Below are 20,956 nucleotides of genomic sequence, written 5' to 3'. Positions count from 1 at the left end.
GCGTTTTATTTTCATTCGAGTCCTTTGCCTTATGAAGCAATGTGGTTTGTAAGGCCTTGTCCAAAAAGTTTGCCTGTTTCTTTTTGGACAATCCCTACAACCTATGTCCAATATCTACTGTCTCTTTAATAATACCCAACCTTTTTGCGTTTCCACTTTATCTTCCTTAATCAGTTTGATCAAGTAATAGTAAGTACCTTCATTCAGGTTCTGACCATCCCAATTATTATTGTAATTTGGATTATTATATACTTCATTGCCCCAACGATTGAACACATAGAGTTCAACCCGATCATAGCCTTCTATTCCCATAATCTCAAACTGGTCATTCTTACCATCACCATTCGGTGTAAAGGCATTCGGTATGAACAATGGGTTCGGAATCACATTAACCATGACAGTGGCAGCATTACTTACATTGCCTTTTTCGTCTTTCACTGTATAAGTGAATCTATCCGTACCGACATAACCCTTATCCGATGTATACGTCACCGTTCCGTCTGCGTTTACTGCAACTTTACCGTTCTGAGGCGCATTCACAATTTCTACTGAGGCGACATTCAATGGCCATCTAGTAGCTCTATCATTTGCCAACACATTGATGGTAACCGGTGTTGCCGAGGTTGTTTCCGCTTCGTCATCCGCCGCTTCCGGTAATTGATAATCAACCGGTATTTCCGGTGTTTGATCCTCATCATCCGGATCTTGCGTAACCGGTTTATCTGGACCCCAAACTTGGATACCATTGCTAATTACTGCCGGCGCTTCTGCATTAACCAATCCCCTTATCTTCATCGTAATCGTTCCACCTCTAGCTACTTTTGTATTAGCTATGACAGTAGCTGTATTTCCATTACCGCTTGCTGTACCATTACCTGAAGTCACTTCATACCCGGTGATGCTTAATCCTTCACTTGGTAGTTCAGCAATATTGATTACTTTACCACTCAAAATATCTGAAGGACCATTGTTCGTGATAGTTACGGTGAAGCTGGTAGACTCACCCGCTTGGACCCTCGCCTGATCCGCTACTTTTGTAATACTCAAGTTTGATACATAATCAACTGGTATTTCCGGTGTGTCGTCTTCATCGTCCGGTTCTTCTGTTGTCGGTTTGTCCGGACCCCATACGCTGATACCATTGGTTATGGTTGCCGGAGCGTCCGCTGCTATCGTCGCAGTTACCTTGATGATAATGGTTCCGTTAACAGGAATTACTTTATTTGTAGTAACCGTTGCAGCCGTTGCATTTCCGCTAGCTGTTCCATTACCAGAGGTCACTTCGTAACCAGTGATGCTTACGCCACTTCCCGGTCTTTCAGTTAAGGTAATCACCTTACCGCTAGCGATTTCAGCAGGACCATTATTCGTGATTGTTACCGTAAAGCTGGTGCTTGTACCAGCCACCACCCTTGCTTGATCTGCAACTTTTGTTATGCTTAATTGCGCGTCACGATCAACAGGTATTTCCGGTGTATCATCTTCATCATCCGGATCCTCTGTTATAGGTTTATCCGGACCCCAAACGCTGATACCATTTGTGATGGTTGCCGGAGCGTCAACTGCTATTTGTGCAGTCACTTTCACCACGATGGTTCCATTAACCGGTATGTTTGCACTGGTTGTCACCGTAGGCGTATTACCTGTTCCATTGATGGTTCCGTTACCTGATGTCACTTCGTAACCGGTAATGCTTACACCATTTCCTGGCCGCTCTGTCAAGCTAATCACTTTTCCGCTAGGAATAGCCGTCGGACCTTCATTGGTGATTGTCACTGTAAACGTAGTATTTTCGCTGGCTTTTACTCTCGCTTGATCGGCAACCTTGGTTATACTTAAGTTATAAGGTCTTACAAAGTTTACAACAACCGGGCTACCACTGATACCCTTTCCATCTACCGTAGCTGCAATAGTCGCTTGACCAGCACTTGTACTGGTTATACGTACTACTGCTTTACCCGCTGCATCCGTGGTTACCGTTTGCTGGCTGGTAGTGCCGTCAACGTTCGTGATATCGAATACCACATCCTGGCCTGCGATCGGGTTATCGTTCGCATCCACAATGGTGGCTGTTGCTTCGTTATAGTCTACACCGTCCGCTACTGCTCCGTCCTTCGTTACTTCCAGCCTGCTCTTGTCGTGATCAACAGGGCCCGCTACGAAGGTTACCGTTACCGGACTGCCGCTGATGGCCGTGCCGCCTACAGTAGCCGCGATAGTTGCCTCTCCCGCTTTTGTGCTGTTCACACGTACCACCGCTTTACCTGCCGCATCCGTCGTTACCGTCTGTTGGCTGGTAGTGCCGTCAACGTTCGTGATATCGAATACCACATCCTGGCCTGCGATCGGGTTGTCGTTCGCATCCACTATCGTGGCCGTTGCTTCGTTATAGTCTACGCCGTCCGCTACTGCTCCGTCTTTCGTCACCTCCAGCCTGCTCTTGTCGTGATCAACAGGGCCCGCTACGAAGGTTACCGTTACCGGACTGCCNTCGTTCGCATCCACTATCGTGGCCGTTGCTTCGTTATAGTCTACGCCGTCCGCTACTGCTCCGTCTTTCGTCACCTCCAGCCTGCTCTTGTCGTGATCAACAGGGCCCGCTACGAAGGTTACCGTTACCGGACTGCCGCTGATGGCCGTGCCGCCTACCGTTGCGGCAATAGTTGCCTCACCTGCTTTTGTGCTGGTCACACGTACCACCGCTTTACCTGCCGCATCCGTCGTTACCGTCTGCTGGCTGGTAGTGCCGTCAACGTTCGTGATATCGAATACCACATCCTGACCTGCGATCGGGTTGTCGTTCGCATCCACTATCGTGGCCGTTGCTTCGTTATAGTCTACGCCGTCCGCTACTGCTCCGTCTTTCGTTACCTCCAGCCTGCTCTTGTCGTGATCAACAGGACCCGCTACGAAGGTTACCGTTACCGGACTGCCGCTGATGGCCGTTCCGCCTACCGTTGCTGCAATAGTTGCCTCACCTGCTTTTGTGCTGGTCACACGGACTATCGCTTTACCTGCCGCATCCGTGGTTACCGTCTGCTGGCTGGTAGTGCCGTCAACGTTCGTGATATCGAATACCACATCCTGGCCTGCGATCGGGTTATCGTTCGCATCCACGATGGTCGCCGTTGCTTCGTTGTAATCCACTCCGTCCGCTACTGCTCCGTCTTTCGTCACCTCCAGCCTGCTCTTGTCGTGATCAACAGGGCCCGCTACGAAGGTTACGATCGCCGGACTTCCGACAGTAATTGCTGTGCCATCTACCGTAGCAGTCACACTTGCTTCTCCAGCTTTTATACTAGTTATTGTGGCAAGTGCTTTACCATTAGCATCGGTCGTAATCGTCGTATCTCTCGTTGTACCGTCCACATTCACAATAGTGAAGACTACATCCTTATTGGCTACCGGATTATCGAAGGCATCCAGTAAGGTTGCGGTCACTTCGTTATAGTCTACGCCGTCTGCAATTGCACCATCCTTCGTTACTGCAAGATTGCTCTTCGTAAAGTCTACTTCTTGAGCAGTAACTGTTAATGTAGCTTGTGCAGAAATCACATCACATCCTGTAGTTGAAGAAACAACTACACGATAAGTGTATACTGTACCCGCAGGAACCAATGGAACCGTCAAGCTCAAGCTACTGTTTGTTTCACCCGGAAGCGCTGTCCAAGTAGTTCCTTCCAGTTGTTCCCATTGATAAGTCAAACCGGTTCCTGTAGCGACAACATTAAAGGTAGCCGTGCTTCCCGGCGCCAACGTTAAATTAGCGGGTTGTTCTGTTATTTCCGGCTTATCATTAATAACCAATTTAACCGGTATACGCTCACCGTAACAGATTTCACCACCGGTATTTGTACGGAAGGCTACTACTTCATAAATAACTTCGCCCGTTTTATCCGTCGGTGCTGTAGTTGTTACGGTCGCTCCTTCACCTATTAGATTACCTTCATCGTCAAACCAGCGCAATTGCGTATTTGGTGCTGCTGTAGCGGATAAGGTAATTTCATCACCCTGACAGTAGGCAGTACCATCAACCGGTTGGATATCGGTTGGTGCCGGTAATTCGAGATTTGCACCATGTATGCGCAGACCGTTTGCCAGTAAACCAACTGCTTCATATTGTTCAATACGAACACGGTCGAAATCAGCACCTGCAATAAATTTAAATTGTTGTATTGTTGTACTTCCAGGGAATAAGGTGATATCTAATATCGCTCCTGTTTGACTTCCATCATTATTATTAGTTGCACCGTTGTAAGTACCAATATTTAAGCCTCCTAAGATGCTTGCATCTAAGATTGAATTGTTTCCACTTAGCCATACGGAAACGGTATCACCTTGTTTACCCCCATTCGGGAAGATTAATTCTTGCCATACTTTACCCAATACATTGACTGTTCTCTGTAGCACAGCGTATGTCTCCGGATTGCCATCTACAGCATTGCCGGCATCGGAAACGCCACATAATAAGCATATGCCATTGGTACCATTTGTTTGCGCATTTGCCTCCAAACAATCATCATTGATCACCTCGGTTACATTAACAGTAACCGTTACTTTTGGCGATTCACAAAGTGCCCCCACCTTGCTCCGAACAGATACCTCATATGTTTTAACGCCTACCGGCAAGTCATTTGGCACCGTAAAGGTTGCTCCTATAAATTCGGCAGGTGTCCCGTTATTATCATATGTCCAGACAATCTCATAATCTGCAGGATCGCCTGTTTGTGTTTCGCCTAAAGCGGCGGTTATATCGATGCTTTGACCTACACTCACAGTCACCTCTGTTTGTACACGCGGTGCTTCAACAGTCGCATTTACATTGATAGTTACTGACACCGCAGCGGATGCATCGCCTTCGCATACATCATCTCCGGATACAGTCACATAGAACGTATTCACACCTGTTGCTAATGTAGTTGGCATAAAGCTAGCTCCTTCTACCGGTGTATCAGATAAGTCAGCCGTTGTATACCAACGGAATATTGGGTTGGTAACGGTCGTACTGCTGGCCGTGAAGGTTACCTCTTCACCTGCGCATAAATCAGTAGGATAGGTCGCTATATCTATATCTCCCAGAACTCCCTTACGGTTAATGGTAAAGGTTACAGAAGTTCTATCAGCCGCTGGTGTCTCGCAGTATTCATCGCTGCTTACACCCACAGTATACGTATAGGTACCAGGCGTTAAGACTAGTTCCAAAGTACCGTCTTCACCACCTGTAACAGCTGCTCCTGCACCATCATACCAATGGAATACCGGATTAGTTAACGTAATAGCAGCATCAACCGTTGCAGCTAGCACCACATTTCCAGCGGGGTCTGTACAGATACCGGTGCTCGGCGTCTGGCCATTAATCGTTACCGTAATTGGTTCAGTGAACACTGGTTTCACACCGGCAGTAATTGTAGTACGTTCACCACTTATACAGCCTCCTGCATCCCGTGATTCTACCAGGTAGCTAACGCTCGCTGTAACATTGTGAATAACAACAGCATTGGTAGTTGCATCATGACTAATTAGAGCCGGATCCGTTATCTCTACGCCATTTGCATCATAGAAATGGTAGGTAATGCTTGGCTGGCTATTTGTAAGCGTAAAGCTTGCATTTTCACCTTCGCAAACTAATAGATTAGTTGTATCAAATGTCGGTGCATCCAGTTCACTGCTCACGGTTACATCCACCGCTCTTCCTGATTCATTTTCACAATAACCATCTGCTGACATTGTTACATAGAAGGTGTATGGAGTTGCATTTATTGGTAAACCGGTTATTGTTAATACTCCCGTTGCCGCGTCTATCGCATAAGTGATGCCCGCTACAGTTCCGTTGACAATCTCAACCGATTTATCAGCCGAGCTGTACCATTTGAATATTGGGTTTGTTACATTAGCGTCACTCGCACTAGGAGTTAACACTACCGGCGATCCGAAACAATGCGCCCCCTCTCCGATTACATTGATATCAGTGTCAACTGCTTGTTTGTTGATAACAAAAGTTACTGATTTGCGATCAGCAGGTAAGCTTTCACATACATTATCCCCACTCACACCGACCTGATAGGTGTAAGTTCCGGCAGCTAATACACCTAAGTTTAAGGTACCATTCTCGCCACCACTTACGGCTGCCCCTGCTTCATTATACCAGTGGAACACGGGGTTAACAACGGTACTGGTTGCGCTTAACGATGCCGTCAATACGACTTCTTCATTTGGCTCCAAGCATAATGGCGCCGTAGGTTCAGCTCCATTTACCAATATGTTATTAATATCCGCTTCAACAGCTGTTGGTTTAATGGTAACTGTGATTGCTATTCTAGCGCCTACTTCGCAACCTTGGCGAACCGCCTGTACATAGAATGTGTGTTCGCCGGCAGCCAAACCATCAGGTAAAGCGAAACGGAAACCATCGGAAGTAGTCAATTCATTACCGCCTTCAGCAGCATCAAAGATTTTATAAACTGTACAATCATCAACTTTGTTCAATTCAATTGAATCGCCCAGGCATAATTTTAACTCACCATCCGGGTCCACTACAGGACTAATGGTTGGCTTTAAGTTGATATCGTAAATATTGGTTGTATTACCCAATACACTAGCTACACTTCCATAACTGATACGTACTCGATCAAAAGGTTCGTTGGTTGGCGCAACAATAATTGCTGCCCTTTGACTGCTGCCAAGTAAACCCAAGAGCTTAAGATTTAATAAACCGCTGTCCTCATCCAATGGCTCACCTACTGGTGTTTCACCTAGGTAGCGTTGAATCGTATAGCCTTTCAAAAGCTCAAGTTGTAAGATCGGATCATTAGGCACTTCTGTAACGATGCGGATCGAATCGTTCAGCTGACTTTGTGTTTTGAACGCTACGGTTAAGAATGCTTCATTCAATACAGCTGCAGCTCTTGAAATCGTTGCAAACGACGTTGTATCATTATCTACCGCATTCCAAGCATTGCTTACAGAAGAAGTCGCACTTAACGCTCCTAAGCCAATATCCCTCACTCCATGTAATACATCAATCACGTTCGCTTTAACACCAGGAACCACAGGTGCACAATTGTTTGTTGTGCTATTCTGCGTAACGTAAGCTCCGTACACTCTTGTATTCTGTGCAACACTTAATACGGCCGCTTGTATAACACGTACTCCTTTATAATTTTTAGGACCACTATTATCTGCTGGTACAAAAGTAAACTCAGCAACATTGTCGCCTACCAATAAATCTAGCAATCCGCCTTGTACATTTTGTGGTCTTCCTATTTCGTTTCCATCTGCATCTAAACCTACTACCGAAACACCCGATATAAGACCCACAGCACTCAGTTCTTTACCAAATTTCACGCTAACCGGTGTTCCAGCTTCTACTTCTTGCGCAAATAGCAAGTTTTGGCGAACGCTACCGATTCCGGCTACGCCCAATAATGTTCTTAGCGTAGCATGTGTTTGCGGGTTACCATCTACTGCATTAGTCGGGTTCTCTACATCTCCTGTAAGCACCGCACTCCAAGTTTGCGTATTGGCGTAAACCCGTTCTACCAATGGAGGACAAGCATTCTCATCGTATACGGTTATTACAACCGTTGCAGAAGCCGAGCAACCACCATTCGTTACAACAGCTGTATAGGTATATACACCCGGTGTACTAAATGTTGGATTTAAATTAGTAGTTACATTACCATCATTATCATACCATGTTGGTGTTAGACCAGTAGGATCTGTTGTCACACCAGGGATTTGAACAGCCTCTCCCACCTTAGCGGAAATAGCTGCATTTCCATTTATTGTAATCTCAGGAGTCGGATTCACCGTGATTACCAGGTCAGTAGAAGCAAGGCTTGTACAACCGGTGTTTGGATCAGTTACCATAACCGTGTAGGTGCCAGCCTCATTAACGGTGAGTGTTTGCTGCGTTGCACCTTGAATTTCAACACCATCCTTAAACCATTGGTTTCCATCAGTAGCACTCGAAGTTAAAGTAACTTCAGTGCCGGAGCAGATAGCCGCGTCGCCGTCTAATTGAACAGTTGGTTGAGTAGGACGTGGATTCATTTGCACAGCAAAACTTGCAGACACTGAACTTTCACATCCGCCAGCATTCAAAGCAATTACCGTATACTGGCCGGCAGTGCTCACTTCAAGGTTTGCACTGGTTTGCCCGGTAATTTCCACCCCATTGTTAAACCATTTATACGAGTCGGCATTGCCACTGGCTACGAGGGTAGTGAAACCTCCTTCACAGAAAGGATTGGCTCCTGTAGCTGTGATGGTAGGTGTTTCAGGCATCGCCGACACCGTTACGCTAATCTGAGCTGGTGGATTATTAAAGCAGAATCCGTCACCTTCAACCACTACGTAATACGTGGTATTGACTTCGGGATTCACGGTAATAGATAAACCGGTTAACGGTGTACCGGAAAGATCCGCAGTGGTATACCATTTCACCGAACCGGCGCTAGGTGGCGTTGTTAAACCGGAGAATGCCGCGGTCAAGGTAATCTCTTCGCCGGCACATATCGGATTTTCAGCCCCGGCAAGTGTAATATTAGAGGCGTCAATTGGCGTACAATCCGTTGGCATACTATGCGTAGCCGTTTCTGATTTATCGGCCGTATTATCTTCGTTTCGATAAGTTGCTGTTACACTATTATCGATGGACGTAACAACCGTTGGGTCAATTGTATTGACACGTACCGTAAAGGTATATGTCTGGGTTTCTCCAACAGCAAGTGTCGGAATTGTTAATTCAAGATTATTTCCGTTTTGCGTAAAGTCGCCAGCACTTTCAAGCGCCGTATTTTGTGGAATTGCATCCACCAAATTAACATTGGTTAAGGCTTTATTACCATTATTGGTTACGGTAACCGTATAAGTGATCACATCATTCGATACAGCTTGTCCACTATTTGCGCCATCGCTCGTACCAGTCAGTGCTAAATCTAAATCGTGAAGAGGCGTTACATCCAACGGTGTGCCGGTTGTACCGGTAGTATCCGGTTCACTTGGTGTTGTATTATCAACCGGAGGGAAGCTTTCAATAGGTGTGGTCAGTTCATCACTTACCACAGTCGCCAAGTTCCGGATTACATCGATACCGGTCAAATCTTCATTTACTTTAACCGTAAATATCTGCGGAGTGGAAGTCTGACCTGCCGCTAAACTAGGTATCGTAAATGTTACGGTATTGCCAGCAAAACTACCTCCTGAAACGTAGGTAAGTCCCGCAGGCAAGACATCGGAAATCACCACATTGGTTAGATCCTGATTTCCATTATTTCTTACATAGATTGCATACTCAACCGTCTCACCTCCGCGAACAGCCGTACTATCAGCACTACCGTTAACCTTATAAGCTTTCCAAGATACCAGGTTGTCGGCTGGAGCTACCGGAATAACCGTACCTGTACCACCTGTATCATTTGGTTCAGTCGGATTTGTATTATCTACCGGCGGGAAGCTTTCCGTAGGCGTACCAACCTCATTGCTTGTCACAGCGGCGACATTTCTAATCTCTGTAAGCCCGGTTAAATTAGCTTTCACCTTAACCGTAAATACCTGAGGGCTTGAAGTTTCACCAACAGCTAAAGTTGGTATCGTAAAGCTTACAGCGCTGTTCGCCGATGTCCCACCTGACACGTACTCAGTTCCGGTTGGAATAGGATCTGTAATATTTACGTTAGTCAGAGCTTGGTTACCCGTATTTCGTACATAAATGGTATATTCAATTTCTTCACCACCACTAACAGACGTGATAGAAGCATCGCCATTTACTTTATAAGCTTTCCAGGACACGAGAGATGAAATTTGATCTACAGGAATATTAGTTCCGGTAGGTCCGCTTGTATCCGGATCTGTAGGAGTAGCATTATTTGCAGGCGGATAAGTTGGTTTACCAGGGTCATTGGCATCCGTTTTTACAAAAGCCGTATTACTAATTTGAGCAACACCGGTTAGGTCGGCATTTACGGTCACCTTAAAGCTCAATGTAGTGGTAGCACCTGCTGCGACAGCCACATTCTCGAATGTAACAGCATTGCCAGCCAACACACCGCCCGATCCGTCGACATAGGTAGTATGGGCTGGTATTGTATCTGTTACAGACAATCCTGCCAGATCCACCGTACCCGTATTTCTAATATGGATCGTATAAGTTACTTCTTCACCTCCTTTTACTGAAGCAATAGAAGGATCGGCATTTACTGCATAGCTCTTCCAAGCTACGAAATCTGATACCGCATCACAATCTTGTTGAATATAATAGAGCCTTACATTCGGAACCACGGTAACACCTACCAGCGATCTTAAACGAATCGCTAGTTCATCTACTGCTACATCAGGTGACACACTGATTTCGGGACTAGCGCCGTTGTTGAATAATTGCAATAGGTTAACATTTCCGACAACCGCATTCTCTAAGGTTTCAACATACACTTCCTGTCCGTTGTTATATCCTACCACATCAATTCTTCCAAAGACACCGGCATCCAATGTTCCTGTGCCAACAGCCATTTTAATTTTGAAAATGCTGTTTGCTTCGATTTCTTTGTTAAATTGAACATTTTGTTGAATAGCTCCGGCAACGCTTAATGCACCTAGGCTAATCTCGGAATAGTCACCGTTATTATTATTGTCAAGTACACGATAAGGATTCTGTACTCCGTAATTTCCTATACCTGTTAGGCCAGCGGTTAAGCCTGAACCATCAAAAGAAGTAGTAAATGCTTCTGCACAACCTTCAAAGTCGGTTTCATAGCACATACCATAAACATTCATGCTGTTATTTTGTCCCAATAACAATGCATCAGTATGGTCTTCAATGCGAACACTTTGGTAGGCCGTGTTAGGTGTGATAGCTAAATAGTATCGCCCTGCATTATCCTGAACGACACGAATTTGTTTATTTGGGTTCATACCCGTTGTTGACCCTGTAAACGAATCTTCGCTCGATCCTGAAACTACAGTAGCTCCGCTCGCGTCTTTTACATAAACATGGAAGTAATGATTTCCAAGTACGACGTTATTCAGAATATCCGTCAACACTTTACCTACACTTCCGGCTAACAATGCGTCTAATAACCCACCTTCGGTATCAATGCGTATATACGACGTAGTACCTGCTGCAACTGGGGCAGCATAACCGAATTCTACATGACCTGAATATTTGGTTAAACCTGCGTCCGAACGAATCGTTGCATAACTATTATGATTTCCATCAAATAAGTTCTGCAAATCGTCGGTATGTTCAGCGCTTACCAAATCATCGGCGCAAACCGGGTTCCGATAAGGAGGTTCCAAGAAATCCGGGTCAGGACAATTTTCAGAGATTCGACTTACTCCATAAAATCTCAGAGGAGCGCTGGTATTTATACTTGCTACCGATTGCAAGCCAAATTGTACGCGGTCGTACACAACACCTGGTGCAATGGTCAATTGGATGATGCCACCCGTATTAAGCAGCCCTAAAAGGTCTAGATTATTGATCAGTGAGCTTTGAAGTGGTTGGTTATATACTTCATCATCTCCATTAAATAACTTAATTCGGTAAGATCCTGCCAAATCTACGTTTAAAATCCCTGGCTGATCTAATTGTACCCGTAATCTCAGTGAATCTGTTGCAGCTGATTTTGTTTTGAAGTAGATATTTTGATACACGGTAGCACCGACGCCTGCGACACCTAAATTGATGGTGGAGTAATTAGATGAGTTTTCATCGATTGCATATTGTGAATTGAAAACACCTCCTTTACTGATATCCAATAAATCTAAAGTAAGTCCCGAACCATCGAACGAAGTAAAGGTTGCTTGCTCGCAAGGATTGAACTCAGTTTCTCTGCACATGCTGTAGACGTTCATGGTAGCGGTGTTATTACCACCGATCAATGCGGCCAAACCATGCGTGATACGAACCGATTGATAAGGGACATCAGCCGTCACTGCTATGTAAAAACGACCATTAGCGTCTTTGACTACTTTTACCGCTTGATCGCTAAAGCCGTCGACGCTGGATGCGTTATATATCTGGTTACCGTTTGCGTCTTTCAGCATCACTTCAAAATAGTGATTGCCCAGTAATAGGCCACCAGCTAAATCGGCCAGGGCACCGCCTAAACTTCCTCCTAATAAGGAGTTCAACATATCATCTTCGAAATCAATACGGATATAGGACGTTTCTTTTGCCGGGATAGCATTCGAATAAGCCAGTTCAATGTGGCTGCTAAAGGCACCCAAGCCTAGCGCTGTACCTGTACCGGCATATAACGTAGCATACGTATCGTTTTTCCCATCGATCGTATTAAGAGGGAAGTTCGTGTTTTCGAAACTTGTTACCGTTGTTCCACAATCCTGGTTATTAAACGGCGGTGTCGTTACAGGTGGATCTTGTAATTCCGGATCCGGACAAGCTGCACTGAAACGCTCAATGCTGAATACCTGTAATGGATTATTAATTACGTTTGCACTCAACAAAGACTCAATACCTACCGCTACACGGTCGAAAGGTCTTCCGGGACCAAATGGTAAGGATAGTACTTGTCCGCGTTGTAATAAATCGAGCAAGTCAAGATCAGAGACCAGTCCATCTCTAAGTCGTTGCGAGAAGACTTCTTGGTCACCGTTAAAGGCTTTCACCACGATACTTCCCAATACCTCGGCTGATAAAGCAGAACCACCGTCCATTCTCAATTTTACGCGGAAGTGATCTGTTTCCGCCGACACCCCATGGAAATCGACATATTGATAAACGCTTGCTGCTATACCCGCAGCGCCAATACTAATAGAAGAAGCAGTATTTACATCACCGTCAATAGCGTTCTGTGCGTTGGTTACACCGGCATTTCCTACGCCTAGTAAATCAAGTGAAATCCCGTTAGAAGCAGTATAAGTAGCAAATGCCTGTTCACATGGCTCGAAACCGGTTGAGACACAAGCATGATAGACATTCATATTTCGCACCTCTCCGAGCCCAAGCAAGGCTCCGAGGCTTTCTGTGATACGTATACTATTATAATCGCCATTTGGCGTAATTGCGATATAGTAGCGTCCGAACTTATCTTGAACAACTTTTACACGACCTTCAGTATTGTAAAAACCTGTATTGCTAGAGCCGCTTAAGACCGAAGCACCATTATTTTTTGCTTCTACCGTAAAATAATGACTTCCGAATAAAACATTATTAACTGCGCCACCTAACAATTGTCCAACACTACCATTCAATAATCCTCCGAGCACCTCATTATCAAAATCTATACGAATATAGCTGGTGGTACCTGCTGGTCTTATTTGACTAAATCCAAGCTCAATATGGCCACTATAAGAACCGATACCAGCGGCTGTACCTGAGCTTGCTTCTAAAGTACTGTAACTGTCGTTGTTACCGTCAACGGCGTTATAAGGAAAATTAGCATATTCAGAAGAAATGAGATTGGTTGCGCAATCTTTCTGACTGAGCATATGATCCGTTGGATTTGGAGGAATAATCGGATTAGGGTCAGGACAAGTCAGTATACCACTATTCGCTCCACCATATCGTTCAACACTGTAGACTCTTAATGGCGAGCTGGCTAAACTTAATCCTACCGAAGTGTTCACCCCTATCGCTACCCGATCGAACGGTACACCCGGACCAAACGGCAAAGTTACAGTTTCGCCATTACGCAATAGACCTAATAAATCGACACCATTGATGAGTCCTCCTTGTAATTTCTTTGAAAAGACTTGTTGATTTCCGTTATATGCACGGATTTCAAAGCTACCTATTAAATTAAGGTCCAGTAAACTGCCGCCCCCGATTGAAAATTTGATTTTGAAGTAATCCTGTGGGGCCGATAAGCCATTAAAATAGAAAGTTTGGAATACAGAGCCCGCAACTTGCAAGGTGCCTGTACTGATTGTAGAATAGTTGTTAGGATCGCTATCAACTGCATTCTGTGGATTTTGGACGACATCCGTTAAGGCAACGTTTAGCCCCGTGCTTTTACCTACATCTGTGTAAGTTGCTAATCCACATGAAGTGCCAGATAGGGTAAAAGCATGGTGAACCCTCATTGATATAGTTGAAGCGACGTTTACCTCTGGAGGGAATGTCAATCTAATTCTTACGCCGTTATATGGAATAGTATTTTGAGGCGCAGCTATTGCTAAATATAGATCTCCATTATTGTCTCGCACAAAGGAAGTTTCTATATTAAGGCCTGCGATTCGAGTTCCCTCATCAGCGGTCGTTGAACCGTTATTCGCGTTCTGGTATAAATCAGCAATGATAATATCATTAGGAGCTCCTAACAATTGACCTAAGTTGAGACCAAGGCCCGACTCTGCTAGCTCGGAAACTTTAATGAACGAAATTGCATTTGCAGCTTGGGCGGTTGGATATTTCAACTGTAACCACCCATCTCCTCCAGCCAACAATACTGTTCTCTGGGATGTTATAGTTGCATAGGTGTCATCTGCTATTGCAGCATTACCCGCGTCCGTTACACCTCCACCATTAAATAACCCAATTTGGATTCGTCCGGAGTTAGGTGTCCAAGTCGCATAAGATTTCGTTTGCCCATATCCCTTTCCGGTCATACCAAATACGGCAAAGAATACCGCTAGGACAGTAAATACAAAGTGGGAAAAAGATTTTCTGAACGTAAAAGTTGTTTCCATACAACAGCTGTTAAGTAGAATGTCTATTTTTGAAGAATAATCCAAATTCAGCTATCACTCCGCATTAAAATAAAAGCATATTAAAAAGGCAACTATAGTTTCCCTCCATGCAAACATTTTCATTCGAAACCGATAATAATAAATTAGTGAACTATTCGTTGTATAAATGGTGAGTAATTAGTGATACAATACACACAGTATTACTCATTATTATCGCATAATAATTGTCATACAAATGTATTTCACCAAAATGAAGAATTAGTTGTTCACAATGTTCATTTAGAATTAGGCGTGTTCACGGTGTTCACTAATACAAATTCATGTTCAGTTTGTTCAGTTTTTAAAACAAACAACACATTTATTCACAATTTTTTCACACTAATCACACTGTTCAGAACTTACTTATCAATAATTGATTGCTAGGTTATTGATGTAAAAAGATTGTTAAAAAGCTATAAAACAAAGGATTTACATATTAAGTAGATGGAAAACACTAACTGCTCTCCTACTTTACGCTCTCAAGAAAAAAAAGTGCTTTTAAATTTTGCGAAAGAAATTTTCATTTTTATTAAGCTTTCTGTTTTTGTTAACCAAAACTTTAACTCTTATCTTTATCACACGGTGCATTAACACAGTTGTTGACCAAAACAGAAAGCATGAAGATATTTTTACAACCTCATATTCAAGAGTTAAAAAATAAGGTATTAGAAATTGCGAAGATTGATAACATCATCGCCGCTGATTGCTATAAACTTGCATTGGATATCTCAACCAAAACGCACAAAACGATCAGTCAAACGACGATCAAGCGTGTATACGGTTTTGCACACGCCCGTTATGCGCCCTCTACTTTTACGTTGAATGCGCTATCGCAGTATTGTGGTTACGATAGTTGGACAGACTTCATCAAACAGATGGAGACGCAAAAAGATGATTCCAAAGAACATATTACCTGGAACGAAATCGCACAAGCTGCACATAATATCACACGTTTTACCATCCAAACAAATAAACATAAGTGTGGAATTTCCTATTTATATACCATTGAACGGCAGTCGATCACAGATCATATTCAGCGTTTTTTAGAGACCGATACCACGGGCTGCATTATCAGTGCACCTTCAGGAATGGGCAAAACGATTGGTATCACGCATTGGGTAGATAGGCAATTGGCAGCAAACCATGTAGAAAACAGGAGTAACATTTTTCTACATGTGAACAGCTCTTCGCTCTTTTTTGCTGCGGGTTTTGGATTTCATAGCAACAAATGGCTGGCACATTTACTTAATTTTCCTCAACAACAACATTTTGAAGATTTTATCTTACAGTATGAAAAGGGAGCACCGGGAAATTTTTATATCATCATAGACGATTTCAACAATAATCTTATCAATAATCGATTATTTGACATTGTTTTCAAACAACTGATTGATATGACGGTCTATCTATCCAATTATCCTTGGATGAAGATCATCATTACGCTTCGTCCCTCTACTTGGCAAAAGTACGGGCACCTCATCGAAAATCATTCAGAAATCAATAAGCTCTGGTTTACCGATTTCCCTTGCAGCAAACGCGCAAATGCCGTTAACCTACCAGCCTTTACAAGCCAGGAGATTCATGAATTAATTGACAAGATTAGCAATGCCAAGGCTATCGACACAGATTATGCCAGAAAATATTTTCCGGTAATTAGCTTGCCCTTACACTTTCAATATTACTATCAGTTAAAAGGTGATAGTCTGGGAGTTGATCAATTAAATCCGGCAGATGAATTTGCAATTGCCTCTTTATACTTACACAAGAATATTCTTAAGGGCGCATTGGCTGCTGAAAAACAGGTTATGCTCAGCCAGCTGATTGGAATGGTGAATTTTTCGGATGATCACGCATACATCAACAAAAAAGAAGCATATGCCATTATTAAAGAAAATAACAGCATTTATAGCGAACTTTTGCATGCAGGCATCCTTTATGAACATCAAGAAGAAAAAGGTACGAGAGCCGCTTACCAGATAAGGTTCAAGTCGTTAGTTCTTGCTTCCTATTTTATCACTCAGGATGTTCTCGACAAACAACATGGGCAGGTCGATAAAGCCTTGATCGATTGGGTTCAAAGCAGCCCTTATACGGATAGCATAAAACTTACATTATTAAAGTGGTTTATCATTTTTTCACTTGAAACAGGTGATTTGGATATTTTCAACCACATGCAAGACGTTGAGTTCATTGAACCCTATCAAGCTTCGCTCATTTTATTTACCTGTAGCAACCTCGATTACGTAATAAATGCTAATCCAGCGATCGGTAGCACCCTTAATCGGGCTTTTGCCAACTCAGCCTTTATTGATATCGCCCTGGACCATATACTATTGGAAACAGAATATGAGCTAGCACTTAAAAAATTGCTTCAATATCATATTTCTCCACAACAAAAAATTTTACTTCACACTTCACTAGCCTTTTTTGAATTGCTATATCTGCGTGATGAAGAGACCTTGAAACATATTGAAATATTACGTTCAATGCCTCGAGAGCATTTTGCAGACTTTTCATTGAATCCCTTGCTCATTATCGAAAATATCCACCATTATTATCGGCATAACGTTTTAAAAGAAGATGCCATTGACGAAATACGTTTATTTTGCCGTTATCCTGAGCGGAGCACAAATCTTGTACATAAACAACTTATTTATGTCTTGGGCTACATTTTGTTAAAGATTAAAACTTCCGAGGAAATCACCTTGCAATATCTTCAGATTGTAAATCAGTATGGCTTGGATATGAATAGGAAAGTGACCAGCGACTTTAAAGCCTGTATTCAGCTGGCATTCGCCGAACGATATCTAGCGATGGATCAAACAGACCTTGCTTTACAAGCAAAGGAAGAGGCTGTACAGACAAATAGCTCCCACACGATCAATCGACTACAATTAGGCTTATTGGATCTGGACTTGTTAAGAAACCAGCATAGAGATTTCTTGCACCTTGCCCGCCAATTAATATTGATTTCAAAACAGTTTAATCTGAAGTTTTACGAGGCAAAAGTCAGAGTTTATGTTCTTTCCTCATTACAAGAAGATCAAAAGAGTTTAATAGCAGAACATCAAACTGCTTTGCAAGCCTTGTTCGAGCACAGTCGATATAAACCGGAAAGTTTTTATAACCTCCGTAAGGCCTCTTTAATCAATTCCTCGACGGTAAATTGAGCGGCATTGTTTTTTTGAATTTCGGTTAGTACTTTTTCAGCTTGCGCTTTATTGAAACCAAGCATTACTAAGGCTGTAAGAGCCTCCTCAGGTACAGACTGATGTTGTGGAACCGATATCAGGGTGTCGGCACCCTCTTTCTTTAACTTGTCTTGCAGCTCTAATATAATGCGTTGCGCAGACTTAGGTCCGATTCCTTTAATGCGTTGTATTTGCTTTACATCGCCTTGGACAATAGCGGTTTGGATTTCAGTTGGCGTAATCGATGACAGAATCATTCGTCCTGTACTCGCTCCAATACCCGAAACAGACAGTAAGTGATTGAATAATTTACGTTCTCCTTCTTCTGCAAATCCATATAGTGAATGAGCGTCCTCTTTAACCTGAAAACTAACATAGAGCTTACATTGCTCACAATCCTTGATCTTACCGAATGTATACAAAGAAATGTTAACATGATAGCCGACGCCATTCACATCCAGTACCACATACGTGGGACATTTGTATGCCAGTTTTCCATTTAAATATTCGTACATTTCTTTAGGTATTAACCTTTAGTTGTTAGTATAATTACTAGCTAGTTGGTTATCACCGACTAGCTAGTTAAAAAATCTACTTCTTTTTCTCTTTCCCTACCGCTTCTTTCTCTTTGGCTTGCACGTCGACGACCGCAATAGTGACCATGTTCACAATTTCTCGGACAGAACTGCCTAGCTGTAAAACGTGCACCGGTTTATTAAGTCCCAACAAAATTGGTCCTACTGCCTCTGCTTCTCCTAACTCTTGCAATAATTTATAAGCAATATTACCTGATTCTAAAGTAGGGAAAACCAATACATTGGCGGGGCCGCCACTCAAATTGGTAAACGGGAAATTCTCTGCCAACATTTGACTATTAGTGGCAAAATTGGCCTGCATTTCTCCGTCCACTACAATATGAGGATATTTCTCATGCAGCGTTTTAACTGCATTACGCATCTTTGTAGGGATCTCCCCTTCGTTTGAACCAAAATTTGAGTAGGACAACATGGCAATTCGCGGGTCAATATTCATTTTCTTGACCGCATCATGCAGGAGTACCGTGATGTCTACCAATTCTTCTTCAGTTGGATTTTTGTTTACAGTTGTATCTCCAAAGAAAACAGGCCCTTTCTTTGTTAGCATCATATACATACCTGCAACGCGGCTACCTGAACGAGTACCAATGACATGCAGTGCCGGACGAATAGTTGTCGCATAATTTTTTGTCAAACCGGAAATCAGGCAATCTGCTTCACCGAACTCGACCATACTTGCGCCATAGTAGTTACGATCTAACATAAATTTATTAGCTTCTAACAAGGTAATACCGCGACGTTGCCTTTTTCTATAAAGTGCCTCTACATATTGTTTAAATTTTGGCGTATCGATCTCCTCCAACGGATCAATGATTGTAACATTTGGTAGGTCTAAAGCATGCTCGGAGATGATACGCTGGATCTTCTCCTTTCTACCCAGCAGAATGGGGTGAGCAATACCTTCATCTTTAACGATTTGGGCTGCTTTTAGGATTTTATAGTTATCTGCCTCCGCAAAAACAACACGTTTAGGGCTTTGCCGCGCTGCAGCACTTAAGTCGCGCATTAAGACGTCATCTAAACCTAAACGCTTTCTAAGATTTTCTTTATATGCTTCCCAATCTTTAATTTCTGCCCTTGCAATACCAGATTCGATAGCTGCCTTCGCAACAGCAGGGGCAACTTCCGTAATCAAACGCGGATCAGTTGGTTTAGGTATGATGTAGTCTTTACCAAATTTGAGGTTGTTTATATTATAGGCGAGATTTACAGATTCCGGCACCGGTTCTTTCGCCAACTTCGCAATAGCATATACCGCCGCTAATTTCATTTCTTCGTTAATACCTGTAGCTCGTACATCAAGGGCACCTCTGAATATATAAGGGAAACCTAATACATTATTCACCTGATTTGGATAATCAGAACGGCCTGTCGCCATGATAACATCCTTACGCGTTTTTACGGCCAAGTCGTACGCGATTTCAGGATTTGGGTTTGCCATGGCAAAAACAATGGGATTTTTGCTCATGGTTTTTAGCATATCGGCTGTTAGTACATCGGCCGCAGAAAGGCCGATGAATACATCGGCGTCTTTAATAGCCTCTTCTAAAGTATGAATGTTCCGATCAGTCGCAAATTCACCCTTTAATGCGTCTAGGTTTTCCCTATCTTTTCTTATTACACCCGCCCGATCAATCATCACAATATTTTCCGGCTTTGCACCTAGCGAAACATAAATACGTGAACAAGAAATAGCAGCAGCCCCAGCTCCATTAACAACGATTTTAACTTTTTCCAGCTTTTTCTTTTGTAACTCACAGGCATTGATTAAGGCAGCACCGGAGATAATGGCGGTACCGTGCTGATCGTCATGCATAACCGGAATAGACATTTCCTCTTTTAATCGACGCTCAATCTCAAAACATTCCGGCGCCTTGATATCCTCTAAATTGATTCCTCCAAACGTAGGTTCCAATATTTTAACCGTGCGGACAAAATCATCTACATTCTTGGTATCAAGTTCTAAGTCGAAGACGTCAATATCGGCAAATATTTTAAACAAAAGACCCTTTCCTTCCATAACAGGTTTCCCCCCCTCAGGTCCGATATCACCCAGTCCTAACACGGCAGTTCCATTGCTGATAACAGCCACCAAATTTCCTTTGGCTGTATATTTATAGACATCCTCTTTATTGGCGGCAATTTCCAAACAGGGATCAGCAACGCCCGGTGAGTAGGCCAATGATAAATCTCGTTGCGAATTCGTTGGTTTGGTAGGTATTACGGCAATTTTACCCGGACGGCCGTTAGCATGATAGTCTAGCGCATCTTGCTTACGATTAATTTTGCTCATTTTAATTATTTCTTTTATTCTATATTCTTTCTCATTTTTACCAACAATCGTATTTGTATGGCAAATCTGATGAAGCACCAAAGGTAGGAAGTTTTGTGAGTACTACCTAGCATTTCACCTATTGATTTGAGCAAGTGTTAAGATCATGGAAGGAAACGCGAATATATGCCCTAATCGGTATCACTTAA

General features: G+C 43.2%; 4 protein-coding genes. 1 reads left to right on the top strand and 3 read right to left on the bottom strand.

Annotated elements, in window-relative coordinates; genetic code table 11:
* Positions 1–114: 114 nt before the first annotated feature.
* Positions 115–10,509 carry an Ig-like domain-containing protein gene (locus tag E0E36_RS12535; protein ID WP_423213032.1) on the bottom strand — a complete coding sequence of 3,465 codons (10,395 nt, stop codon included), beginning with the start codon at positions 10,507–10,509 and terminating at the stop codon, positions 115–117.
* A gap of 4,796 nt (positions 10,510–15,305) precedes the next feature.
* Here E0E36_RS12535 and E0E36_RS12530 point away from each other — a divergent pair.
* Positions 15,306–17,858: a hypothetical protein gene (locus tag E0E36_RS12530; RefSeq protein WP_041387270.1), complete on the top strand. Its 2,553-nt coding sequence runs from the start codon at positions 15,306–15,308 to the stop codon at positions 17,856–17,858.
* On the opposite strand, the gene ruvA is transcribed toward E0E36_RS12530, so the two are convergent.
* Positions 17,810–18,394, bottom strand: a complete 585-nt coding sequence (gene ruvA / locus E0E36_RS12525; protein ID WP_130856243.1) for a Holliday junction branch migration protein RuvA — start codon at positions 18,392–18,394, stop codon at positions 17,810–17,812. The genes E0E36_RS12530 and ruvA overlap by 49 nt on opposite strands.
* Positions 18,395–18,470: 76 nt before the next feature.
* A complete protein-coding gene (locus E0E36_RS12520) occupies positions 18,471–20,768 on the bottom strand; it encodes an NADP-dependent malic enzyme (protein ID WP_013665367.1) in 2,298 nt (765 codons plus the stop codon).
* Positions 20,769–20,956: the final 188 nt, after the last annotated feature.

Source organism: Olivibacter jilunii (assembly GCF_900607235.1).
Taxonomy (GTDB): domain Bacteria; phylum Bacteroidota; class Bacteroidia; order Sphingobacteriales; family Sphingobacteriaceae; genus Olivibacter; species Olivibacter oleidegradans.
The sequence above is the reverse complement of the archived record's forward strand: the minus strand, read 5'-3'. Positions and strand labels throughout refer to the sequence as shown.